This window comes from Sphingorhabdus sp., from assembly GCF_041737645.1.
Classification (GTDB): Bacteria; Pseudomonadota; Alphaproteobacteria; order Sphingomonadales; family Sphingomonadaceae; genus Sphingorhabdus_B.
Genome location: NZ_JBGSRI010000046.1, coordinates 157,547 through 180,985, shown reverse-complemented (window position 1 = coordinate 180,985; position 23,439 = coordinate 157,547). Strand labels below are relative to the sequence as shown.

At 56.5% G+C, this 23,439-nt stretch carries 19 protein-coding genes; 11 read left to right on the top strand and 8 right to left on the bottom strand.

The annotated features are described in order from the left end of the window. Positions 1 to 2: 2 nt before the first annotated feature. From ACEW72_RS08095 to ACEW72_RS08045, 11 genes are all read left to right on the top strand, one after another. A complete protein-coding gene (locus ACEW72_RS08095) occupies positions 3 to 332 on the top strand; it encodes a cupin domain-containing protein (protein WP_373475874.1) in 330 nt (109 codons plus the stop codon). Beyond that, positions 329 to 1,582 carry a sarcosine oxidase subunit beta family protein gene (locus ACEW72_RS08090; protein WP_373475873.1) on the top strand — a complete coding sequence of 418 codons (1,254 nt, stop codon included), beginning with the start codon at positions 329 to 331 and terminating at the stop codon, positions 1,580 to 1,582. Before ACEW72_RS08095 ends, ACEW72_RS08090 begins: the two co-directional genes overlap by 4 nt. Then, positions 1,582 to 1,854: a sarcosine oxidase subunit delta gene (locus ACEW72_RS08085; RefSeq protein WP_373475872.1), complete on the top strand. Its 273-nt coding sequence runs from the start codon at positions 1,582 to 1,584 to the stop codon at positions 1,852 to 1,854. The genes ACEW72_RS08090 and ACEW72_RS08085 overlap by 1 nt, the downstream gene beginning before the upstream one ends. Further along, positions 1,851 to 4,712 carry a 2Fe-2S iron-sulfur cluster-binding protein gene (locus ACEW72_RS08080; protein ID WP_373475871.1) on the top strand — a complete coding sequence of 954 codons (2,862 nt, stop codon included), beginning with the start codon at positions 1,851 to 1,853 and terminating at the stop codon, positions 4,710 to 4,712. Before ACEW72_RS08085 ends, ACEW72_RS08080 begins: the two co-directional genes overlap by 4 nt. Beyond that, the gene (locus ACEW72_RS08075) at positions 4,705 to 5,211 is read left to right on the top strand and encodes a sarcosine oxidase subunit gamma (RefSeq protein ID WP_373475870.1); all 507 of its coding nucleotides are present in this window, start codon (positions 4,705 to 4,707) and stop codon (positions 5,209 to 5,211) included. Before ACEW72_RS08080 ends, ACEW72_RS08075 begins: the two co-directional genes overlap by 8 nt. A 29-nt stretch (positions 5,212 to 5,240) precedes the next feature. Then, positions 5,241 to 6,839, top strand: a complete 1,599-nt coding sequence (locus ACEW72_RS08070; RefSeq protein WP_373475869.1) for a BCCT family transporter — start codon at positions 5,241 to 5,243, stop codon at positions 6,837 to 6,839. Continuing rightward, a complete protein-coding gene (gene betA, locus ACEW72_RS08065) occupies positions 6,832 to 8,490 on the top strand; it encodes a choline dehydrogenase (protein WP_373475868.1) in 1,659 nt (552 codons plus the stop codon). Before ACEW72_RS08070 ends, betA begins: the two co-directional genes overlap by 8 nt. Continuing rightward, positions 8,487 to 9,851 (top strand): FAD-dependent oxidoreductase, encoded by a 1,365-nt coding sequence (locus ACEW72_RS08060; RefSeq protein ID WP_373475867.1) that lies wholly within the window; start codon positions 8,487 to 8,489, stop codon positions 9,849 to 9,851. The genes betA and ACEW72_RS08060 overlap by 4 nt, the downstream gene beginning before the upstream one ends. Positions 9,852 to 9,861: 10 nt before the next feature. Continuing rightward, complete coding sequence (locus tag ACEW72_RS08055) at positions 9,862 to 11,139, top strand: MFS transporter (RefSeq protein WP_373475866.1); 1,278 nt, start codon at positions 9,862 to 9,864, stop codon at positions 11,137 to 11,139. A 115-nt stretch (positions 11,140 to 11,254) separates the two neighbouring features. Further along, complete coding sequence (locus ACEW72_RS08050; protein WP_373475865.1) at positions 11,255 to 12,244, top strand: LysR family transcriptional regulator; 990 nt, start codon at positions 11,255 to 11,257, stop codon at positions 12,242 to 12,244. A 35-nt stretch (positions 12,245 to 12,279) separates the two neighbouring features. After that, positions 12,280 to 13,542, top strand: a complete 1,263-nt coding sequence (locus ACEW72_RS08045; RefSeq protein ID WP_373475864.1) for an alpha/beta hydrolase family protein — start codon at positions 12,280 to 12,282, stop codon at positions 13,540 to 13,542. 4 nt (positions 13,543 to 13,546) lie between these two features. On the opposite strand, the gene ACEW72_RS08040 is transcribed toward ACEW72_RS08045, so the two are convergent. The 8 genes from ACEW72_RS08040 to ACEW72_RS08005 are packed head-to-tail and all read right to left on the bottom strand — an operon-like array spanning position 13,547 to position 23,362. Beyond that, entirely contained in the window at positions 13,547 to 14,035 is a 489-nt protein-coding gene (locus ACEW72_RS08040) for a hypothetical protein (protein WP_373475863.1), read from the bottom strand. Further along, the gene (locus tag ACEW72_RS08035; RefSeq protein WP_373475862.1) at positions 14,028 to 16,796 is read right to left on the bottom strand and encodes a 2Fe-2S iron-sulfur cluster-binding protein; all 2,769 of its coding nucleotides are present in this window, start codon (positions 16,794 to 16,796) and stop codon (positions 14,028 to 14,030) included. Before ACEW72_RS08035 ends, ACEW72_RS08040 begins: the two co-directional genes overlap by 8 nt. Continuing rightward, on the bottom strand, positions 16,793 to 17,056 hold the full coding sequence (locus tag ACEW72_RS08030; protein ID WP_373475861.1) for a sarcosine oxidase subunit delta: 264 nt from the start codon (positions 17,054 to 17,056) through the stop codon (positions 16,793 to 16,795). Before ACEW72_RS08030 ends, ACEW72_RS08035 begins: the two co-directional genes overlap by 4 nt. After that, positions 17,056 to 18,312, bottom strand: coding sequence for a sarcosine oxidase subunit beta family protein (locus ACEW72_RS08025; protein ID WP_373475860.1), 1,257 nt, complete (start codon positions 18,310 to 18,312; stop codon positions 17,056 to 17,058). Before ACEW72_RS08025 ends, ACEW72_RS08030 begins: the two co-directional genes overlap by 1 nt. After that, entirely contained in the window at positions 18,309 to 19,445 is a 1,137-nt protein-coding gene (locus ACEW72_RS08020) for an NAD(P)/FAD-dependent oxidoreductase (protein WP_373475859.1), read from the bottom strand. Before ACEW72_RS08020 ends, ACEW72_RS08025 begins: the two co-directional genes overlap by 4 nt. Continuing rightward, entirely contained in the window at positions 19,442 to 20,905 is a 1,464-nt protein-coding gene (locus tag ACEW72_RS08015; RefSeq protein WP_373475858.1) for an FAD-dependent oxidoreductase, read from the bottom strand. The genes ACEW72_RS08020 and ACEW72_RS08015 overlap by 4 nt, the downstream gene beginning before the upstream one ends. Then, a complete protein-coding gene (locus tag ACEW72_RS08010) occupies positions 20,905 to 22,158 on the bottom strand; it encodes a cystathionine gamma-synthase family protein (RefSeq protein WP_373475857.1) in 1,254 nt (417 codons plus the stop codon). Before ACEW72_RS08010 ends, ACEW72_RS08015 begins: the two co-directional genes overlap by 1 nt. Further along, positions 22,151 to 23,362 carry an SRPBCC family protein gene (locus ACEW72_RS08005; RefSeq protein ID WP_373475856.1) on the bottom strand — a complete coding sequence of 404 codons (1,212 nt, stop codon included), beginning with the start codon at positions 23,360 to 23,362 and terminating at the stop codon, positions 22,151 to 22,153. Before ACEW72_RS08005 ends, ACEW72_RS08010 begins: the two co-directional genes overlap by 8 nt. Positions 23,363 to 23,439 lie beyond the last annotated feature (77 nt).

The window sequence follows — 23,439 nt, the reverse complement described above, 5'->3', positions numbered from 1 at the left end:
GAATGTTACCCGCACAAGGCTCCGTGAAGCTGGCCGCAAGCGATTGGCAACAGGGTGAACGGCCCGGCGAAATGATCCGCTCGCTTGTCGATGACCCTCGGGGGTACCGTACTATGCTTTTGAAAATTGCCCCCGGGCCTTTAGGCGTGTTGCATGCGCATAATGAAATCGAGCAGATATATGTGATGGACGGTGACTTTTTCGATGATGATGAAAGCTATGGCCCCGGTGATTTTCTGCTCCGGATGCCGGGTGCGATGCACCGCGCGGGAAGTAAAGGTGGCTGTACCATGTTCATTGTTTACGCGCCGTTGACCAAAGGTTCAGCATGACCCGTTTCAGTGCCTTTAGCCTGTTCGCCAAAGCACTAGGCGCGCATAAAGACTGGCCGGAACAATGGCCCGATGCCGCGCCTAAAGCGTCTTATGATGCCATCATCGTCGGCGGCGGTGGTCACGGTCTTGGCGCGGCTTATTATCTGGCCAAGAAATACGGAATCACTAAAGTTGCAGTCCTGGAAAAGGGGTGGATTGGCGGCGGCAACACGGGCCGAAACACCACCATCATCCGGTCCAATTATCTTTATGACGAAAGCGCGCACCTTTACAATCATGCGGTCAAGCTTTGGGACGGCCTCAGCCAGGAACTGAATTACAACACCATGTATTCCAAGCGCGGTGTGATGATGCTGGCGCACAATGTCCATGATATCCAAAGCTTCAAACGGCATATCCATGCGAACCGGTTGAACGGGGTCGATAATGAATGGCTGACCCCCGAAGAAGCCAAAGCCTATTGCCCGCCGCTGAATATAGCCGCCGATGCCCGCTATCCGGTGTTGGGCGCCGCGTTGCAACGGCGAGGCGGAACGGCGCGGCACGATACGGTGGCGTGGGGCTATGCACGGGCAGCGGCTGCGCTTGGGGTGGATATTATCCAGAATTGCGCCGTCACTGGAATCCGCCGTGGGGCGGACGGCGCGATCGAGGGTGTGGAAACCACGCGCGGTTATATAGCGTCGAAGCGGGTTGGTGTTTCTGCGGCGGGTAACAGTTCGGTCGTCATGCAGATGGCAGGCCTCGATTTCCCGCTGGAAAGCTATCCGCTGCAGGCGCTTGTGTCCGAGCCGATCAAGCCGACTTTTCCCTGCGTCGTCATGTCGAATACCGTGCACGCCTATATGAGCCAGTCGGACAAGGGCGAGCTGGTGATCGGTGCGGGGACGGACCAATATGTGAGCTATTCCCAGCGCGGCGCACTGCATATCATCGAGCATACACTTGCCGCGATTTGCGAGATATTCCCGATTTACCGGCGGGTACGGATGTTGCGAACATGGGGCGGCATAGTCGACGTGACGCCGGACCGGTCGCCCATATTGGGCAAGACGCCGGTCAAGGGTCTTTACGTCAATTGCGGCTGGGGCACCGGCGGGTTCAAGGCGACGCCCGGCGCGGGTGACTTGCTGGCTTACACCATGGCCAAAGACGAGCCGCACCGGATCAACGCGCCCTTCAACCTCGACCGGTTCCGCAACGGGCGGTTGATTGACGAAGCGGCAGCAGCGGCGGTGGCGCACTGATGATCCTGATCCATTGCCCCTATTGCGACGAACAGCATCCCGAAATCGAATTTGCCTATGCCGGCCAAGCGCATATCGCACGCCCCGTAGACCCCGACAGCTATAGCGATGAAGAATGGGAGCGGTTTCTGTTCATTCGCGCCAATCCGCGCGGACGGCATCACGAACGCTGGCGGCATAGCCATGGCTGCGGACGTTTTTTCAATGCGGTGCGCGATACCGTGACGGACAAATTTGAAACGACCTACAAGGCAGGGGAGCCCCGCAAATGAGCGGCTATCGTTTACCTGCCGGTGGCCGTGTCGATCGCAGCAAGCCGGTCAGTTTCACATTTGACGGCAAAAGCTATCAAGGCTTTTCTGGCGACACTTTGGCGTCGGCGTTGCTGGCCAATGGCGTATCGCTCTTTGGCCGTTCGTTCAAATATCACCGCCCCCGCGGACTGCTGGCGGCGGGGAGCGAGGAGCCTAATGCCCTCGTATCTGTCCATCGCGGGCCGGGACGTTTCACCCCCAATTTGCGTGCGACCAATGTGGAAATCCACGACGGATTGCTTGCAACCAGCCAGAACCGCTGGCCTTCGCTCAAGACCGACTTCGGCGCGATCAATGACAGGCTCGGCATGTTTTTCCCCGCGGGCTTTTACAACAAGACCTTCATGTGGCCGCGCTCGTTCTGGGACCGGCTCTATGAACCGGCCATCCGTAAAATGGCCGGTTTGGGCGATGCACCGACCGAGGTTGATCCCGACAATTATGCCGCGATCTACGCACATTGTGATCTGCTGATCGTAGGTGCGGGACCTGCCGGTCTGGATGCCGCGCTGGAGGCGTCTGGCACTGGCAGGCGCGTTATCCTTATCGACGAACAGGATGAGGCTGGCGGCGGGGCCTTGGCCGACCCGGTTTTATGGCCGTGGCTGGAGCGCAGCCTGAAGGCGTTAAATGCTGCGGCGAATATGACGATCCTGACGCGCACAACGGCCTTTGGCTATTATCACGACAATTTCATTGGGGCTGTCCAGAGGCTGACGGACCATCTGTCCGAAAATTCCGAAGCTCCGCGAGAAAAATTGTGGCGTATCCGCGCAGGTGAGGTGCTGTTGGCGCAAGGGGCGATTGAACGTCCGCTGGTGTTCGATGGCAATGATGCCCCCGGCGTTATGCTGTCGTCGGCCGCCAAAACATTCGCCAACCGGTATGGCGTCGCCGTCGGCAAATTACTTGCCTTGATGGCCGTGCACGACAGTGGCTGGCATGATGTTTTCGCCTTGAAAAAGGCCGGAGTGGGAATTGCGGCGATCATCGATGCGCGCGATGATGTGGACGAAAACTTGCTGGGAGAGGCGGCGGCATTGGGAATCGCGGTCCATCTCAACCACAGCGTCATCGGCGTAAAGGGACGGCATCGGGTCACATCCATCCAGATTTTCAACAATGCCGACTATCTTGGCAGCAGCATAACCTGCGACGCGCTCTTGATGGCAGGCGGATGGACGCCGAGCGTCCATCTGTGGTCGCACAGCAAGGGCAGCCTGAAATGGCGCGACGATTTGGGGGCTTATGTCCCCGATCAGGCCAATGAAAAATGCCGCAGCATCGGGGCCTGCTCGGGCGATTGGGATTTTGGCAGGGGTGCGATTCTGGATGTACTGCCGACACCCAAGGATCAGGCGCGGATCAAGGCATTCGTCGATTTCCAGAATGACGTGACGGCCAAGGATATCAATCTGGCGGTGCGCGAAGGTTTCCGGTCGATCGAACATATCAAACGCTACACGACCAACGGCATGGCGACCGATCAGGGCAAGACATCGAACCTGAATGGCCTGCAAATTGCCTCTACCGCTTTGGCAAAGGCCGTGCCCGACATTGGCCTCACCACCTTTCGTCCGCCCTATACTCCGCAAACTTTCGGGGCATTGGCGGGCCATGCGAAAGGCGCGCTGTTCCAGGCGACACGGACCACCAATATCGACGGCTGGGCGTCCGAAAATGGTGCTGTATTCGAACTGGTCGCGCAGTGGCGAAGGGCACGTTATTTTCCGAAATTCGGGGAAGATATGCACGCGGCGGTCAACCGTGAATGTGTTGCCGTCCGCTCCGGCGTCGGAATATTCGACGCATCGACTTTAGGCAAAATCGAGGTCGTCGGTCCGGACGCCGGCGAATTTTTGAACCGCATGTACACCAATCCGTGGAAGGCGCTTGAGCCCGGCCGTTGCCGTTATGGCCTGTTGCTAAAAGAGGACGGCTTCATCACCGACGACGGCGTTTCCGCACGGCTGGCGGCGGACCGGTTCCATCTGACCACGACAACCGGCGGCGCAGCCCGGGTGTTGAATATGATGGAGGATTATCTCCAGACAGAATGGCCTGACCTCAATGTCTGGCTGACCAGCACTACCGAGCAATATGCGGTGATCGCGCTGCAGGGACCCAACGCACGCAAGCTGATCGAGCCGCTGGTGGAGGGTATCGACCTGTCGCCGGAGGCATTCCCGCACATGGCAATCCGCGAGGGGCGGATATGCGGCATTCCCACGCGCTTGTTCCGCGTCAGCTTCACTGGCGAACTCGGTTTCGAAATCAATGTCCCTACCGCTTATGGCCGTGCCCTATGGGAAAGGCTGATGGCCGAAGGTGAACGTTTTAGCATAACGCCCTATGGCACAGAAGCGATGCATGTTCTGCGCGCGGAAAAGGGCTTTATCATTGTCGGGCAGGATACAGACGGAACGGTCACGCCTTACGATGCAGGGCTGGACTGGGCCGTCGGCAAGAAGAAGCCGGACTTTGTAGGGCGGCGTTCACTTGCACGCCCCGACATTGTTGCGGCTGGCCGCAGGCAGTTGGTCGGATTGCTGACCGAAGACCCCAGCATGGTTTTGGAAGAAGGCGCTCAAATTGTGGCTGATCCCCATCAGCCTGTCCCCATGACAATGATCGGCCATGTGACTTCTTCCTATTGGAGCGAAGCGCTGGGGCGTTCGATAGCCATGGCGTTGGTTGCAAATGGCCATGCCAAGATGGGCGAGACGATTTATGTTCCAATGCCGGACGGCACGCATAAGGCCACGGTAAGTTCGATAGTGTTTTACGATCCGGAAGGAGCGCGTCTGCATGTCTGACACTCTAATACGCGCCGAGCCAGTTCCCTCCGCACCCTTTGTTGGTGACGGCATATCCGTCATTCCGGCCGCACCGATGATGCGCTATTCGCTGCGCGCGCGTCAGCCACAGGCGCTCGAAACCTTGCTCGGGGTCAAGGTGCCGAAGAAAATCGGCGCTACCGAAGAGGGGATTGCGTGTCTTGGTCCGGATGAATGGTTGCTGCGCGCGCCAACAGGCTCCAAGATAATAACTGGCGCAGGGCTTCCTGTGTCGCTTGTCGATATCAGCGAACGGGCGATTTGTCTGGTGGTGGAAGGACCGCGGAGCGCCGAAATTTTAAACGCAGGCTGTCCGCTTGATCTGGATAAATTTGCAGTCGGACGGGCAACACGGACCATATTCGAAACCGTTGAAATTGTTCTGCTGCGGTTGGCCGACGACCGGTTTCATGTCGAAGTTTGGCGCAGCTTTGCGCCATGGTTGTGGACCGCACTAACAACGGCGGCCCGCCACTAATATCAAGTTGGTATCAAGGAGGGAACATATTGGCGGATTGGGATAAAGCGATTGATTTGGGGGATTACGGGAAGTCGAACCGTAACTGGCTGGGTATGCACATCAACCCCGCAGTATTCCTGCCCACCGCCTTTATCTCGCTCGCCGTCATCATTTTCAGCCTTGTCGCGCCACAGGCATCGGCAGATCTTTTTTCCGCCTTGCGGAGCGGGGCGGTGGCGCATTTTGACTGGTTCTTCATGTCCGTAGGAAATGTGCTGTTGCTGTTCTGCGTGATCGTGGCCCTGTCTCCGCTCGGTAAAATCAGACTAGGCGGCAAGGGGATGAAGCCCGATTATTCCCGGCTATCCTGGTTCGCGATGCTTTTTGGCGCAGGCATGGGAATCGGTCTTGTATTTTACGGCGTGGGTGAGCCGGTTACCCATTTCACAACGTCGATGGCCGGAGGTTCAGGCGCGCCTTTGGGTGGCGCGATCGGGGACGCAGCGGCTGCACGGGGTTTGGCGATGGCGGCCACAATTTTCGACTGGGGTCTCCACCCGTGGGCGATCTTCACGGTCACGGGCCTTGCTCTGGCGGTGTTCAGTTTCGACTACAAAATGCCACTATCGATGCGGTCGGCCTTCTATCCTCTTTTCGGCAAGGCCGTGTGGGGACGGGCAGGGGATGTGATCGAAATATTGGCGGTGCTGGCGACCATCTTTGGTCTAGCCACCTCCTTGGGACTTGGCGCGCAACAAGCGATGGCTGGAATCAGTTATATTTATGGTGTCGCAAGTTCTTCAACCACGATATTGATGCTGATAGCGGTGATGGCCGCCATTACCTTTTTGTCGGTTCGTGGCGGCATCGACCGGGGGATACGCATCTTGAGTGAAGTCAATATGTGGGTCGCCTTTGCCTTGCTCGTATTCGTCCTCTCGACCGGATCCACGCTGCAATTGCTCGGCGATCTCGGGCGCAATATCGTCACCTATCTCAGCCTTCTGCCCGCACTCTCCAACCCGGTAGGCCGGACCGACACGGGTTTCTATAACGACTGGTCAGTTTATTATTGGGCGTGGTGGATCAGCTGGGCGCCCTTTGTCGGTATGTTCATGGCCCGCATTTCCCTGGGTCGCACCGTTCGTGAATTTGTTGCAGGGGCCATGATTGCACCGACAATGCTGGGCATTATCTGGCTGACGATATTTGGCGACGCGAGCATCGCCCATATTGCCGCTGGTAACGGTGCCGAATTGACACAAGCATCGCTGGATACGCAGCTATTCGTCCTGCTCGCTTCTCTTCCTTGGGCGCAATTCACTTCGGTCGTCGCCATCGCACTTATCCTGATTTTCTTTGTCACCGGCTGGGATTCCGGCACCTTGGTTATCGACACAATGACGTCGGGCGGACGCACCGACACGCCGCTGCGACAGAAGGCGATCTGGCTTTTTGCCGTAGGGGGGATCGGCATCGTCCTGCTGCTCAGCGGCGGCCTGACTTCGTTACAAGCGGGCGCAATCGCCACCGGCCTGCCGCTCGCGGGCGTATTGCTGTTGATGTGTGGCGGGACATTGAAAGGTCTGCTCGCCTTGCACCACCAATCGTCGCACAGGGAAACAATGGACAATATCGATGGCTGAGCGTTTTGACTTCATCATTGTCGGCGCAGGGTCGGCGGGATGCGTGCTGGCCGACAGGTTGAGCGCGGATGGTCAAAGCCGGGTGTTGGTGCTCGAATATGGCGGGTCCGACCGGTCGGTTTTTATACAAATGCCGAGCGCGCTTTCGATCCCGATGAACACGCGCAAATATAACTGGCAATATGAAAGCGAACCCGAACCGCATTTGAATGGTCGCCGTATGCATACCCCGCGCGGCAAAGGGCTGGGCGGTTCGTCGTCGATCAACGGCCTTGTCTATGTGCGCGGCAATCCGATCGATTTTGAACTTTGGCAAGAACAGGGCGCGAATGGTTGGGGCTATGCTAATGTTCTCCCCTATTTCAAACGGGCCGAGCGCCGGGATGAAGGTGGCGATAGCTACAGGGGCACGGATGGCCCGCTGGACACCCGATATGGACCGATGCGTAATCCACTCTATCAGGCGTGGATAGATGCAGCTGCACAGGCGGGCTATCCTGTGACATCGGACATCAACGGGGAGCAGCAGGAAGGCTTTGGCCGTATGGATATGACTGTGCGCGATGGCGCGAGGTGTAGCGCCGCCAAGGCCTATTTGCGGCCTGCCATGAAACGCGCCAATCTGACGGTGGTTACCCACGCTATGGCCGAACAGATAGTAATGGAAGGGCGAAGGGCCGTTGGCATTCGTTACCAACGGGCAGGACAGACGCATGTCGCTTATGCAAATCGCGAAGTCATACTTTCCGGCGGTCCCATCAACTCGCCCCAATTGCTGATGCTGTCCGGTGTAGGACCGGCTGCCGAACTGCGCCGACACGGTATTGAAATAGTGGCGGATCGTCCGGGGGTCGGAGCAAATTTACAGGACCATCTCGAATTCTATTTTCAGGTCGCCTGTAAACAGCCGGTCACGCTTTATCCTTATATGAACTGGTTTGCGAAAGGGTTGATCGGGGCCCAGTGGCTTTTGACGCGCAAGGGTTTGGGGGCGACCAACCATTTTGAAAGCTGCGGTTTTATCCGGAGCAGGGCTGGTATCAAATATCCTGATATCCAATATCATTTCTTCCCGCTCGCGGTCCGCTATGATGGTAAATCTATGGTCGAGGGGCACGGTTTTCAGGCGCATGTCAGCCCTATGCGATCCAAAAGCCGCGGAAGCGTGACTCTGCGTTCGGGGGATGCAAAGGACAAGCCGGTTATCCAGTTCAACTATATGAGTCATCCCGATGACTGGGCCGAAATGCGCGCAGGTGTCCTTTTAACGCGCGAGATTTTTGCCCAAGCAGCGTTCGAACCTTTTTGCGGCGAGGAGATTGCTCCTGGCGCCCATGTTGTTTCGGATGATGAAATTGATGCTTTCATCCGGGACAAAGTTGAAAGCGGATACCACCCATGCGGTACATGCAAGATGGGGGATGCCACCGATGCTATGGCGGTTGTGGACAGCGAATTGAGGGTTATCGGTGTCGACGGATTACGTGTGGTCGACAGTTCGGTAATGCCATCGATTACCACCGGAAATCTGAATGCCCCGACGATTATGATCGGCGAAAAGGGCGCGGATCATATTTTGGGCAAGCCGCTCTTGGCGCAGTCAAACGCGCCTTATTATGTCGCCGATAACTGGGAAACGGCGCAAAGATGAGGCCGGTCATTCATGAACCCGCGCGCCAGATTGACGTTATTCGCGAAACGGATGTTCTTGTCGTCGGCTCAGGCCCCGGCGGACTTGCTGCTGCTTTGGCTGCCGCTCGGACGGGTGTCGAAACGATCCTCCTCGAACGCTATGGCTGTTTTGGAGGCAACATAACGCAGGTCGGCGTCGAGGGCTTCGCCTGGTACCGCCATCCGCAAACCATCGATAGCGAGGGCATCGGCCGCGAATTTGAAGAGCGCGCCAAGCAGATGGACGCGGCCATGCCGGAACCGCAATCCATCAGCCACAGCCTCGATGCCGAAAGCTTCAAATATGTCGCCGATACGCTCGTCGAAGAGGCAGGGGTTATCCCGATGCTGCACCGGCTTTTCGTGGCACCCATCATGGAAGGTGATACGATTAGAGGCGTCATTGTCGAGAGCAAGGCCGGGCGCGAAGCAATTTTGGCCAAACGCGTCATCGACGCAACAGGCGATGCCGACATCGCCTATCGGGCTGGCGCACCAACGCACAAGCATCCGGTCGACGAAATGATGTCGGTATCGGTCATGTTTTCAATGTGCGGCGTGAACAAGACGCGCTTTATCGATGCGGTAAAAGCTGACCCGCAAACTTATAGCGATTGGGCTGTGGGTGGGGAGTGGGAGGTGAAAACCAGCGGCAAAGAGGACGATATGTTCTCGCCTTTTCTTCGCAAGCCGTTTCAAAAAGCCTTCGCGGCAGGGCTCATCCCGGATAGCGTGAAAACTATGGCGGGAACATGGGGCACCGTTTCTGACCAAGGCGATCTTACCTATTTGAATATGTGTCATCTATATTTGGATGGGACCGACCCGGATGCGCTCACCCATGGCGAAATGGCGGGGCGCAAGCAGGCGATGCACGCAGTAAACGCGCTCAGGTCTTTTATGCCAGGGTGTGAGGATGCAAAGCTAAGAAATTTTGGTATGACTCTGGGCATTCGGGACACACGCAAGATCGATGCTGCATATAATATGACCGCCGCCGACGTTATGGAACAAGGGCGATTTGAAGACAGCATCGGGATTTTCCCGGAATTTATCGACGGCTACGGATATCTCATACTGCCGACCACAGGCCGCTATTTTCAAGTGCCTTACCGCGCCATGTTGCCAACTGACGTCAAAAATCTGATCGTTACAGGCCGGACAATTGGCGGCGACAAAACAAGCCATGCCGCTGTGCGGAATATGATGTGTTGCGCTGTGGCAGGACAAGGTGCGGGGACTGCTGCTGCGGTCGGGGTGAAAATGGATCGGAACTTTACCGAAGTCGATATTACAGCCGTGCAAAGCGAATTGATCCGGCAAGGCGCGAGATTGAAATAGGGGTTAATTTATGCGTATTGAGCACACCAAATGGGTTATGTTGGCACTTGCGGCATTCACCATCATGGGCAGCTATTATACCTATGATTCCATTGCGCCAGTGGCCGGCCTTTTGCGTGATGAACGTGGTTTTAGCCAATCGCAGATCGGTTTGCTGAATGCCGTATTCAACTTGCCCAATATCGCACTCGCGCTGATTGGGGGCATATTGATCGACCGCATTGGTGCAGCCAAAGCTATCTTGATCGCAGCTATAATTTGCACAATTGGTGCGATATTGACCGCAATCGGCGAACCTTTCGGATTGATGTTGCTCGGTCGTTTGCTTTTCGGGCTGGGTAACGAAACCTTGTATATCGCCCTCCTTGTGGGAATTGCACAATGGTTCCATCTTGGCGGCGGTGCGCTTGCGATCGCCTTGTTTTTCTCAATGGCACGGGTGGGGTCCTATAGCGCGGACAAGTCGACGAGCTGGTTTGCAGAAGTATACGCTGCAGGCTGGCAGGCCCCTTTATGGCTCGCGGCCGGATTGACCGCAACCGGAGTTCTTTCGGCGTTCGTTTATTATCTCGTGGATAAAAAATTACCGCATCTTCGTGCGGTTGGGCAAAAAATGGAACGTTTTTCGCTCAAGGACCTTTCCGGTTTTAGCCGGTCATTTTGGTATATTCTTTGGCTCAACGTCCTTTTTGCCAGCGTGTTTTTCCCGTTCCGTTCGACCTTTTCCATTCAATATTTTATGGATGTGAAGGGGATGAATCTGGCGGAAGCCGGGACCGCCAATTCCTATGTCTTTGCCGCTGCAATTTTTGCGACACCCGTGTTCGGATTGATCGCAGATCGCTTCGGACACCGCGCAAGCTTGCTGACTTTTGCCGCAGCGTTGATGCCGCTGACATTTTTCATTCTGGTCACAACCGAATATGGTTTGTGGGTCACAACATTGCTGATGGGTTTAAGCTTTTCGGTTATTCCGGCGGTGATTTGGCCATCAACTGCGATGCTTGTCGAAAAGCATCGGGTCGGTACCGCTTTTGGCCTGATAAACATGATCCAGTCTATGGGGCTCGCGGCGGCCAATTTCGGGGCTGGTTATTTGAATGACCGTTTCAAAGCGGGGCCGAATAATCCACAAGGCTATGACGCAATGCTTTCCATGTTTGCGATTTTAAGCCTGATTGCATTTGTTGCGACGCTATTGCTGCTTTTGAGAGAGCGGAGGCAAGTCAACGGAGGGATAGAAGCCCGGGTTATCGGGCAAAGTGATGCCTCAATGCAACGGCACTGATTTATTATGCGCTCATATCGAAAATGCATGGCCCTATTACTCGCCGCGTGGAATAGCCCTTAAGTCAGGTAATGCTGGCCTGTTGGTCAATGAGCTAGCTTGGGAGGGCAGCCGCATGAAACTGCCACAAGAATTTGATCTGCACGCGTTGGAAGTGTTCGTGATGACCGTCGAATTGGGCGGTATGTCCCAATGCGCGAACCATTTGCAGGTTACCCAGTCGGCCGTTTCACAAACCATTGCAAAGCTGGAAACGGGGATAGGCGCGCCGCTGTTTGACCGGACCATGCGACCATTGGGGTTGACTGCCAGCGGAAAGTCTCTGTTTGCGCGCGGGCAAAAGTTGATCGCACACGCAAGGCTTGCGTATGATGAGGTTCGCGAAGGGGCGAATCTTCCGATATCAAGCGTTACAGTCGCTTTGTCTTTCAGTCTCGCCAATCAGCTTACCGCCCCCATATTGGGTACGCTGGGTTGCCGGGCTGACCGGTGGAATATAAGATCAGGCATTTCGATGGAGCATCAGGGCGAATTTTTAGCCCGTGATATCGATATGCTGGTCACTGGCAGCTTTAATCTGGAGCATCGCGATACAGTCGAACTGCATCCGGTATTCGAAGAGAGCTTTATATTTGTCTTTCCAAGAGATTTTAGGGAGCCGATCGATGTCGTTGGCCTGCCATCAACGCTTCCGTTCATCCGCTTTTCGCGGCTTACCGGTACTGGGCAACAGATCGAACGGCAGATTGTACGCATGAAGTTAAAACTGCCGCAGTCGGTGGAAGTGGAATCGTCGCATCAGCAACTCTCTCTGGTGGCCGCCGGTCTTGGCTGGACAATTACGACTCCGGGATGTTTTGCCGCAGTACCGGAATTATTCACGCAATTGCGCGCTGAACCAATGCGAAGAGGCCGGTTTTCAAGATCGATACAGGTCGTCGCGCGCACCAATGAATTGGGCGACATTCCCCGTTTGACCGCCGCGCTTTGCCAGCAGGTTTTGCGGGACAAGGTTTTCCCGCCGGTGATCGAACAATATCCGTGGATCGCGCAACAATTGCTTTGGCCCAAGGCGGATATTGAGAATGAAGAATTGATGGCGTGAAAGTAATCACGACATTCTTGGCGGTATCATTTGCGATGACGCCGTCGTTCGCGCAGGTGCCCAGCTCTCCAGGCGTCGATGCGCCCGAACTTGCTGGTATTGGGAAAAATGGTGTCGGCTTCCGTTCAATAAACCTCATTCACAAAAATCAGCCCGATCTCGAAAATGTTGGCCTTCAAAGCGAAGCAGTCAACCAGATCGACCGGCAGCTTCGCGTCGATATCTGGTACCCCGCAAATATCCGAAAGCGAGCAAAAGCGGTAACTTACACAGGAAGCCTTTGGGGAGAGCCGCCGTTACCATCGGTCAGCTTTTCTCAAAAGGGCATCGCGGTGGAAGGTGCGGATCCGGCTGGAAGCCGCCATCCACTTGTTATTGTCAGTCACGGATACAGCAACAACCCTGCAGTTATGACCTGGTTGACCGAGAATCTTGCGTCGAAAGGTTATGTCGTGGCGGCGATCCATCATCGTGACCCCAATCCATATATCGCTTCACCATCAAAGCGGGCTGCGCCAAATTTCTATCGCCCTAAAGACATTGCGTTTGTAGCAAGTGAACTCCGTGCCCGTCTGGGTAGCCAGATAGATCCTGCGAATGTCGCACTTATTGGCTATTCGCAGGGCGGATATGGGGTAATTACGGCGGGCGGTGCAACACTTGATCCCGAAGGACCCAACATGGCGTTGGTCGCCGGTGGAATGATGAAAAACCTGGCAAGGGGCGGCATCGGTGCAGGTGACATCAAGGTACCTGGCGTGAAAGCTATCATCGCGCTTGCCCCGGGGGGGGGATTTCCGAAAAGCGCCTGGGGGGCAGCAGGTCTGGCGGCAATTTCTTCTCCGCTGCTTTTGATTCAGGGCGATCAGGACCCGGTGGTCGATTATAAAACGGGCGCTTTGGCGATATTTAACAGCGCGACAAATGCGGATCGAAATTTACTGACATACCGCCAAGCAGGTCATTCCATCGCCTTAAATCCTGCGCCAGCCGAAATGCGGAGCAGCGTTTGGGATATCGACTGGTTTGAAGATCCGATTTGGCGGCAGGACCGGATTATCGGAATAAATCTGCATTTCATTACAGCTTTTCTGGCAGTGCATTTGCGGGACGAAATCGCGATGCGGGACTATCTGGATGTACCTGTTGCAGATTCGGACTTGGGCGAATGGAATGCGCCTGTCGGCACGCCTTGGGGGGCATATAGTCCGGGTGCACCCGATGCGACATTGTGGAAAGGTTTCCAGCGACGCCATGCGCGGGGCATGGAATTGCGCCATGCGCCGCGTGCAAAATAATAGCTTAATCTAGAGCCGTCGCTGCCTCTTGCCAGAAGTGGATGATACCCTCGGCATAGCTGAGCGGTACATAAGCGAGGCAAGCATCTTCGTTCAGCACATGCAGCCGGATGTTGACATGGTCGATAATGGTTGCGGCGCTAGAGCCAGCTGCAAATGTCGGGCATTCGGCGTCAAACACGCCGCCTTCCATCAATAGTCGACGCCAGCCCCCACCCGACAGCAACACCCGTGTGACGCCACCGCCAATGGCGGTAAGCGCACCGTCTGTGTCCAGGATGGACGGCAATGGGGTCGCATCACCTTCCGCAAGCCAAACCGTTGGCTCATAGCGGATCAGGCGCAAAGCATCGTTGCCGCCCGAAGTCCCCATTTTCGGCAAAGCAAAGCCCGTCGCCGCCGCAAAACGCGCTGCTACGGCGTCCGGATTGCTCCAGATCTCAAACGCCCACAGAGGCGCCGACGGAAGGTTGGAAACCGTTACATCAGTCACGATAGCGTTCCCCCGCGCTGTCATAGAAATGGGGAGGGACAACGCGCACGCGCGCCCGCTGTCCACGGGTTGGCGAGGTGGCGATGAGCTCTTCCCCACCGCGCAGGAAGCCGCCTGCCAATTGCCCCAAGGCGATGGACCCGCCGTTCACTATGCGGAAAGCCGATGCGCTGACATGACCTTCGGGCGATTGTCCGTCCGCAGTGACCAGCATGGAACCTTCGGGAATGGAACCTTCAATCGCTTCAAGCCCCACAAGCTGCCGGCGGCCTACTTCGGACAGGGCAGGACGGCTCAGGCCCGCTGCGCCAATAAACCCGCCCGCTTTGTTCAGCATTTTGTCGAGCGCCAAATCTTGCGGTGACATCCGTCCGTCAATTTCGCCGCCCACCACCAGATGGCCCTTTTCAATTCGCAAAAACTCCATCGCTTCCAGCCCGTAGAGGCATCCACCTTCCGCCACGACGGTTGTTTCGCAGTGCGCCCACACCGGTTCTGCGTTGCGGGCATCCACGTAAATTTCAAAAGCACGCTCACCGCTATAGCTCGCGGCAAGCACGAGGACAGCGACGTCCGCAATCTTTGCTGCGACCGTCGACATATGGCGGGGCGGTTCTTCGCCGATCAGCTTTGCCAGAACCGATTTGGCCTTTGGTCCTGCGATGGCAATACCCGCATGGTGTTCTTGCACGTTGACGACGGAAACACGCAACTCCGGATGCAGATAATTGCGTACATAGGACAAATGGGTCGCCATCCGGTCTGCTCCGCCTGTGGAACTGGTCAGCAAATACCGGTTTTCATCGAGCCGCCAGACGGTGCCGTCATCAAAGACAAACCCGTCTTCGCGCAACATGAAAGTGTAACGCCCGCGCCCGACTGCCAGCTTTCCAACGCTGGTCGCGCAAGCGGTTTCCAGCAAAGTCACCCCGTCCGGCCCGCTGACTTCAAATTTTGCAAGCGTGGAAACATCAGTCATACCGACCGCTGTCCGCACCGACCGCGCCTCACGCATGGCCGCCTCTGCAAGGCTTTCGCCCGCCATCGGATAGGCCCTTGGCCGGAACCAATAGCCGAGCGGTTGCCAAATAGGGTTTTTGGCTGCGTGGACATCATAAAGGGCCAGACGACGTTTATGTGCCCCCGCATCTTTCGCCCCCGCACCTGCCAGCAGCCCCATGGTGACGGGCGTGTAAGGCGGACGGAAAGTTGTCAGACCAGCCTCGGGTATAGCAACGCCCTGCTTTTCGGCCAGCCGTGACAACGCGGCCATATTGCTCGTTTTGCCCTGATCGGTCGCCATCCCCAGAGTCGTGTAGCGTTTCAAATGCTCAACCGACCGGTAACCCTCGGCCCAAGCCAGATCGACATCGGCCAAGGTCACGTCATTCTGGAAATCGATAAAGCTCTTTTTCGGTGGTGAAATTGGTGTGAGCGTAAACGTAGGTTCCGGACTGGCCGCGCCGCCCACAGTTTTAACATTCTGTAATGAACGATCCGGCACAAAGGCTTGCGCCGCGTCATTCCATTTCAGCGTCCCGCCTGATTGCATGTGGAGATGGATTACCGGCGTGAAGCCGCCCGACACCGCGAGCAAATCGGCATCCCAACTTTTGGAAATGCCGCCCACTTTTGCTGTAACGCTTTTCAGACAATGTCGGTTGCCTTCGGTAGAAAAAGGAATGGCGTCATTGCACACCGGAAGTCCATAAGCTTGACCCGCAGGAGCTGGACGAGCGTCAAGAATTGCAACAATCTGTGCGCCTGACGCTTTCAGAGCGAGGGCTGTTTGGTAGGCATCATCATTATTGGTTGCGATAACCACGCGCTTTCCGGGAAGCACGCCAAAGCGCCGCGCATAAGTACGTGCGGCTTGCGATAGCATGATACCGGGCCGGTCGTTATGCGCGAATGCCATCGGGCGTTCGATAGAGCCGGTGGCTAAAATGACTTCATTTGCACGAACATGCCAAAGCCGCTGGGCAACACCGCGAGATGGCACTTGTCCAGGTTCGGCAAGTCGTTGGCTTAGCGTCACCAGATTATGTTCCCAATAGCCGGAAGCGGTTGTTCGCGTCAAAATGTGGCCACCGGCGGCGCGAATGCGTTCGGCACATTCTTCGACCCATAAGCTGTCCAGCGCTTGCGGATCGCGGATCAGCGAAGCACCCATGATGCTGTCCTGCTCGACAAGAATGACGCGCTTTCCAGCTTCGGTAGCTTCGAGCGCGGCCGCTATGCCGGCAGGGCCTGCGCCGACCACCAGTACATCGCAAAAAGCCGCACGCTGGCTGAACCGGTCCGGGTCTACATCGCGTGGCGCATTACCCAATCCGGCAGCCTTGCGAATGAAATACTCATAGAACATCCAGCGTTTTGCCGAACCGAAAAAGGTTTTGTAATAAAAGCCGGCTGAAAAAACCGGCGCGGCAAGTCCGAACAATGCCCCTAAATCAAATGATAGACTAGGCCAGCGATTCTGGCTTTTGGCAACCAAGCCGTCGTACACAAAGACATCAGTTGCCCTGGTATTCGGCTCTGCTCGCCCGGCTTCGCCTACAGTCACAAGCGCATTGGGTTCTTCAATTCCGGCGGTCATGATTCCACGGGGGCGATGATATTTGAAACTGCGACCGACAAGACCGATACCATTTGCCAGCAATGCAGCCGCAAGCGTATCGCCCTTGCGCGCGTGATAGTGCTTTCCATCAAAGGTAAAGCTTATGCCCTGATCAGTGCTGGGACGCGAAGGGCCGGTCATGGCAAAGCCTCCGGTCCGACGGCGCGTACTTCCGAAATCGCGTTGGTAACACGGTGGCGTGTCACCACCATCCACGCCCGGCACCCGAAGGTATGACGCCAAATCTCGTCATCCACACCGCGCGGATTGCTTCGGGTAAAGAGCGTCTGCATGGCTTCATCATTGGTCACATTTGCCGGTGCAACAGAGTCGACAGTACGTTCGTAAACAAATTCGCTCTGCGCGCGCGGGCCGCAATGGGGGCAGTGTATCAACATCATTAGCGGCTGTTCGGCATCGGGCCGGTCCCTGTCTCATCGATTGTCGCCCCGGTCATGAAGCGTTCGAGCGAAAATGGCGCGTTCAACGAATGTGGTGTGCCGGTGGCAAGCGTGTGGGCATAAGTCCATCCGGACGCTGGTGTCGCTTTGAAGCCACCATAGCACCAGCCACCGTTGAGGAAGAGATTACGCACCGGCGTTTCGCCGATTATCGGGGCGCCATCAAAGCTCATATCCGTGACGCCTGACCATGTGCGGACCATTCGAAGTCGGGATAGTGCAGGGACAAGTGCGAGACCTTGTGCAATGGCACCTTCCATCACCATCGGGTGCCCACGTTGGGCGTAACTGGGCCAATTGTCGGGGTCGCCGCCAAAGACGATGCCGCCCTTGTCCGACTGGCTGATATAGCAATGCAGCGATTGTGACATGATGACGCTGTTGATCATCGGCTTGACGCCTTCGGTCACCATGGCTTGCAAGGTTTGCGATTCAACTGGCAGTTTCAGGCCCGCAAGACCTGCGACATGGCCGCTATGTCCCGCCACGCAAATCCCGACACGGCCTGCGTTAATCCGGCCGCGCGTGGTTTCGACGCCGACGACCGCCTCGCCATCGCGGACAAATCCCGTGACCTCGCATTTCTGGATGATGTCGACGCCGTATGAATCGGCACCCCGTGCATAGCCCCACGCCACGGCGTCATGCCGCGCAGTTCCGCCGCGTTTTTGGATCAAGCCGCCTTCGATGGGAAAGCGGGCGGTGCGCGACATGTCGAGCAGCGGTTCAAGCTTTGCAACCTCGTCGCGGGTCATCAGGTCGGCATCGATACCATCGCAGCGCATGGCATCGCCGCGCTCGGCCAACTTCACCATATCGGCATCGCTATGGCCAAGGAACATCGCGCCACGCGGGCTGAACATCACGTTATAATTCAGCTCGTCGCTGAGATTATGCCATAATTTCAGACCGAATTCGAACAAATCATGTAAAGGCTTTTGCCGATAGTTGGACCGCACGATGGTGGTATTGCGGCCGGTATTACCGCCACCGATCCAACCCTTTTCCAACACCGCAATGTTTTTAAGGCCGTGAACTTTGGCGAGATAATAAGCGGTCGCAAGGCCATGCCCGCCACCGCCGATGATTACGATGTCATAACGTGCTTTCGGTTCCGGATCGCGCCACGCAGGCTGCCAATGCTTCTGCCCGTTCAGCGCCCCCCGCAGTAATCCGAAAGCCGAGTAGCGATTCATGAAATCGGCATCCACCCGCGCTTTTCGCGCCAATCGGATTCCAGATTATCGAAGCGTGACAGCTTTAATATGTCAATATTGGCAAAGGAACAGGCGCCATCCATGACGAGATCGCGGATGGCGTGACCCGATGCGGGCGACAGGCCAAAGCCGACGCCGGACATGGATGCAACCACAACATTATCGGGGCTGGTAAGGCGATCGATAATCGGTCGTCCATCAGGAGAATTTTCAATAACCCCGGCCCAGCTACGGATGATGTTCAGGTGCGCGGCCTTGGGTAACAGTTGAGCCAGACGGCTGGCAAGATTACGCATCAAGGGCGTTGAGGGCCGATCCTTGGGACCTGTCGCATCGACATCGATCCATTCGTGCGGGCCGCCACCATAAGCGAGATTGCCACGCATGGTTTGACGGCCATAAAGCTTATGTCCATCCACACCGCCAATAGGCATCATTGGGGCGGGCTCGGTGATAATCATCTCTGCGCGGGCAGGGGCCAGCGGAATATCTATACCGAACTGCGCCATCAATTGCGGAATCTGTGGTCCGGCGGCAACAACTACCGCATCGCAGCCATAAGTCGCGGTCGCCGTTTTGACCGCAGTGACTTTCCCGCCTGCAGTTTCAAAGCCGGTGACGGGGGTGTGCTGGACAATCTTTCCGCCCAGATCCTGCAAGGCCCAAGCATAGGCCTGCACACTGCGTTGCGGGTTGGCGTGGCCGCCGAATTTGTAATGGACGCCGCCCAAGCAGTTATCCCCCGCCAATGGCACAGCCTCTTGCACCTGCTTCACATCCAGAACTTCGACCGGATGACCCAGCCGGTGGTGGCGTTCGGCAACAAAGCGATATTGCTCCCACTGCCGTTCGGTCATCGCGATGATGATGCGTTCTTTCTGGTGTTCGGTGGGGTAACCGAGCAATTCGTCCATTTGCGGCCACATGCGCTGTTCTTCATCGAATAGCGGGCTTTGATAGTGGGATGCCCCACCACCATTGCGGCCCGAAGCTTCCCAACCGACAATGAATTTATCGAGGACGGTGACCTTGACGCCCGAACGGGCCAGCCACCAGCCGGCGCTCAAACCCGTGACGCCGCCGCCGACGATGACAACTTCCGACCCGCTCATTCGTACATCCCCGTATAGAGCATCTGGCGATGGTCCTCTTCATATTGCGTGCCCAGATCTTCCAGCGGAACCCATTGGGTCGGGATTCCAAACCAGACATCCCAGGCCGCCGTCATGGCTTCGGGTTCATTCCAGTCAGCCATGATTTTCATAGGCAACGGACGAACCGGTGCGCGATGCGATGCCAATGGAATGGTACCAAAAGGTTGCCCTGCTTCCAGCGCGAGCAACATGGCCACCTGATCGCGGCATCGGCGACCTTGGCACACGCCCATGCCCGCCCGCGTCAGGCGCTTGATCTGGTCAGGGTTGGCGGGGCCATCCTGCAATAATGTGTCCAGTGACCGGGCGCACATTGGTGCAGGGCGAACCAGATAATTGGGCGGCTGCACCCCGATCAGGTCCGCACGCGTCACTTCCTCGCATTGGCAAATGACGGTGTCGTCGGCGCTGATGGCGGTGAGCGCCTGCATCCAATCCATGCGGTATGCGACATGGTCGAAACTCGTATCGGTCAAGCCGGCGCAATCGCCCACGGCCGAAACCGTTGCTTCGCCAACTGGGACATAGCCGCCGCGTGTCGCATTCAGCGTGCGCCCACCGTGCATGGCATCGACCAGTTCAATCGACGGAATCAAGCCAATCGCAACGCAGATGGTATCACACGCAATCTCTTGGCCATTGGAAAGCGCCGCGGATTCGATACCATCGATGCCGCCTTTGGCCGATGTGATGGTGGTGCCGCAATAGATTGCGATGCCCGTTGCTGCCAGTTTTGCCTGCAACTCCGTTGAACCCTGCGGCTCGTCGCGTACTTCGACGAGGCCAGCAACATGAACTCCGCGCGCATGGGCCAGAATCGCCGTTTCGATTGCGAGATCGTGTGAACCGAGGACTAAAATGCGGTTTCCTGCAAAGGCGTCATAGCGTGTCAGCAACATCTGCAATGCCGCCGCGCCCATAACGCCGGGTTGGTTCCAACCTGGAAAGGCCATGGCAAGATCTCGTGCGCCGGTGGCAAGGGTGATATGATCGAAGCCAACCAGCCATGACCGTTCGCTATCGGCAAGGCCGACCACCTGATCGGGCAGGCTGGCGACGCCAGGGCCGTTCCGGTAAACACCCCAGGCGGTCGTCCCCAGCAAGAGTTCGACCCCAGCCTCCATCGCCGTTTCCAACGCGGGCATCGACATGAAAATAGCTTCGAGCATACGCTCGCTATTCTGTGTCGCCGCCGTCATGCGGCCACCGAAATAGAGCGGCACGTCATTGCCCATCAGCGCCCCGGACACCGGGTTTTCATCAATCAGTAAAACCTTGGTACCTGCCTTTGCCGCGTCGATGGCGGCGGCAACGCCGCTAGAACCAGCGCCGACCACGACGAGCTCATAATGCGCTTCCGGTGCGCTGCGCGTTCCGTTGACCGCGCAGATATCTGTTCCGGTAAATTTAAGTTCCATCACACGGCCTCCAGTGCCTGCGCCAGATCGGCGATCAAATCATCCACATGTTCAAGCCCGACAGAGAGCCGCATCGTCCCATCGCTAATGCCACCGGCGCGCCGCTGTTCGGGCGGCACGGCATAATGCGTTGTGCTCGCCGAATGGCAGATCAGCGTTTCCGAACCGCCAAGACTGACCGCCACTTTCAGAAGCTGCAAATTGTCCAACATGCGAAATGCCTCTGCCTCTGCGCCATGAAGGTGGAAGGAGAATGTCGACCCTGCAGCTTTACATTGGCGGTCATATACGGCGCGTGGCCGTGTGCCTTGTTCGAGAAAGCCGAGATAGGTAACGCCTGCAACCTTGGGGTGGCTGCGTAGAAATTCAGCGACCGTTTGGGCATTGGTCATTGCACGTTCGGTGCGGACAGCGACGGACTCCAGCGATCGAAGGACCAGCCACGATGTGTAGGGATCCAGATGATTGCCCCATGTCGTGCGTTGCATCCGCAATTGCTCGATCAATTCTTTTCGCCCGCTGACGCCGCCGGCCAGCAAGTCGCTATGCCCGCCGCAATATTTTGTAAGTGACGTCATGCACAAATCGACGCCATGTTCGATCGGACGTTGTGCGAAAGGGCCCAGCAAGGTGTTATCGACAACAACCAGCGGACGATGCCCCTGAAGCGCGCCAACTTCGTCGGCCATCCGGACCATCAGATCAAGGTCGACCATAGCCGCAGTCGGATTGGCAGGAGTTTCGGCAATGATCAGCTTGAGCGGACCTTTCGCCATGGCCGCCTGTGCTGCGGCGCGCACATCGGCGTCGTCCGTTCCGTCAAGATAGGCAGCGGCATGCGATCCGAATTGTGGCATGATGCTGTTGTAAAGCATATCGACGCCGCCATAGATGGGGCGGCCATGCAAGACGCTATCGTCAGCGCGCACATGCGCTAGCGCGATGCTGGAATGGGCGGCCATACCACTGCAATAGGCGACCGCCTCTTCAGCACCGTCAATCGCGGCGAGACGCTTTTCCAAAAAGTCCAGACCAGGATGACCGAGCCGCGAATAGATATGGTTGGTCTGACCCACCAAGGGCCCGGTTCCATCGAAATAGGCTTCGTGCACATCCTTGGCATGTTGCGCGGACGGGTACACAAAGGTGGAGGTCATGAATATCGGCGGCTTTACCGAACCCATACCCATCTGGGCGTCATAGCCATAAGCAACAGCAAGCGTTTCGGGGCGCATCCCCTTTGGATTATCCATTGGCATGGGCCGCAATATAGGCACGTCCTTTGTCGCAATACCAGTCGGTAAAGCGTTGTGCGAGCATCTCTGCCTCTTGCGAATATGGGCCGGGGGTGTAACCGGGGCTATGCACGCCGACCTGGTTATTTTCGGCCAAATGCTTGTCTTCCAGATTGGTCGTCGTCCAAAGCGCGGTCAGTTTTTCAATGTCATAATCGACACCTTCCACGGCGTCTTTATGCACAAACCATTTGCCGGTGACATGGGTTTCTTCTGGCCCAACCGGCATCGCGCTGAACATGAAGGCATGATCGGCTGTGCAATGAACGAAACAATGCGGGTCTACCGCCCAACGCATCGATCCGATGTCCCCTTCATTAGCGTCGCACATCAGTTTCTTGGACAGATGCTGGCCATCACTTGAAATCGAAACACAGCCTTCATTCAGTGCAAAGCGTGCGATTTGCCACCAATGGCCTTCGACTGGCGTTTGCGGCAGGTTGTGCGCCTCCATTGCGGCTTCGAAGGCGATGACCCGGGCGTCATGGCCGCTGTCGAAATGTTTGGACATACCGACCGGGAAGGTTTTGGAAAGTTCAGGATGGCCCGTGCTGCAATGGTAACATTCGCGACCATTTTCCATCACCAGTTTCCAGTTGGCATTTTCGACAAGGACACTTTGAAACGCAAGTTTTGCGTCCTTCAGATGATGCGGAGCGGCATAGAGTTCGAGCTTTTCCCGAAAATCATCCATCGGGGGAGGGGTATCGGAAAGACAAATGAAAATCGTGCCGGATATGCACTCGATCGCGACTGGTTTCAGACCATGCTCGCTCTTTTCAAAGTCGTCCGGCATACGACCCGCCGCAAATAAAGACCCGTCAAGATCATATGTCCACCGGTGGTAGGGACATACAAGCTTTGGTGATGTGCCGCTGCCCGGCGCGCAGATCATTGATCCGCGATGACGGCAACTGTTGTGGAAAGCGCGGATTTCGCCTTGGCGATCTTTCGTAATCAGAACGGGCCATTTCCCGACCATCAACGAAACATAGCTGCCTGCCTTCGGTAACTCGCACTCCAGACCGGCCATCAACCAGCTCTGGCCATAGATCGCGGTCATGTCGAAATCGAAACTATTTTGTTCCGTGTACAAACCCTGCGGCAAGGTATGCCCTTCGCGACGCTGCCCAAACAGCGAGTCAATCCGCTTCAAATCCATGATTAGGCCTTTGCTTAATTCTCTCCAAAATTGGAATGGTCCAGATAGCACAGCTAATAAAATCGCATTTTCGCATA

What these genes read in the sequence shown, in the direction of transcription:
- ACEW72_RS08050 (WP_373475865.1), top strand. Translation starts at nt 11,255, where the DNA reads ATGAAACTGCCACAAGAATTTGATCTGCACGCGTTGGAAGTGTTCGTG.
- ACEW72_RS08025 (WP_373475860.1), bottom strand. Translation starts at nt 18,312, where the DNA reads ATGAATCGCTACTCGGCTTTCGGATTACTGCGGGGGGCGCTGAACGGG.
- betA (WP_373475868.1), top strand. Translation starts at nt 6,832, where the DNA reads ATGGCTGAGCGTTTTGACTTCATCATTGTCGGCGCAGGGTCGGCGGGA.
- ACEW72_RS08060 (WP_373475867.1), top strand. Translation starts at nt 8,487, where the DNA reads ATGAGGCCGGTCATTCATGAACCCGCGCGCCAGATTGACGTTATTCGC.
- ACEW72_RS08020 (WP_373475859.1), bottom strand. Translation starts at nt 19,445, where the DNA reads ATGAGCGGGTCGGAAGTTGTCATCGTCGGCGGCGGCGTCACGGGTTTG.
- ACEW72_RS08075 (WP_373475870.1), top strand. Translation starts at nt 4,705, where the DNA reads ATGTCTGACACTCTAATACGCGCCGAGCCAGTTCCCTCCGCACCCTTT.
- ACEW72_RS08005 (WP_373475856.1), bottom strand. Translation starts at nt 23,362, where the DNA reads ATGGATTTGAAGCGGATTGACTCGCTGTTTGGGCAGCGTCGCGAAGGG.
- ACEW72_RS08035 (WP_373475862.1), bottom strand. Translation starts at nt 16,796, where the DNA reads ATGACCGGCCCTTCGCGTCCCAGCACTGATCAGGGCATAAGCTTTACC.
- ACEW72_RS08045 (WP_373475864.1), top strand. Translation starts at nt 12,280, where the DNA reads ATGACGCCGTCGTTCGCGCAGGTGCCCAGCTCTCCAGGCGTCGATGCG.
- ACEW72_RS08030 (WP_373475861.1), bottom strand. Translation starts at nt 17,056, where the DNA reads ATGATGTTGATACACTGCCCCCATTGCGGCCCGCGCGCGCAGAGCGAA.
- ACEW72_RS08055 (WP_373475866.1), top strand. Translation starts at nt 9,862, where the DNA reads ATGCGTATTGAGCACACCAAATGGGTTATGTTGGCACTTGCGGCATTC.
- ACEW72_RS08090 (WP_373475873.1), top strand. Translation starts at nt 329, where the DNA reads ATGACCCGTTTCAGTGCCTTTAGCCTGTTCGCCAAAGCACTAGGCGCG.
- ACEW72_RS08085 (WP_373475872.1), top strand. Translation starts at nt 1,582, where the DNA reads ATGATCCTGATCCATTGCCCCTATTGCGACGAACAGCATCCCGAAATC.
- ACEW72_RS08010 (WP_373475857.1), bottom strand. Translation starts at nt 22,158, where the DNA reads ATGGATAATCCAAAGGGGATGCGCCCCGAAACGCTTGCTGTTGCTTAT.
- ACEW72_RS08015 (WP_373475858.1), bottom strand. Translation starts at nt 20,905, where the DNA reads ATGGAACTTAAATTTACCGGAACAGATATCTGCGCGGTCAACGGAACG.
- ACEW72_RS08080 (WP_373475871.1), top strand. Translation starts at nt 1,851, where the DNA reads ATGAGCGGCTATCGTTTACCTGCCGGTGGCCGTGTCGATCGCAGCAAG.
- ACEW72_RS08095 (WP_373475874.1), top strand. Translation starts at nt 3, where the DNA reads ATGTTACCCGCACAAGGCTCCGTGAAGCTGGCCGCAAGCGATTGGCAA.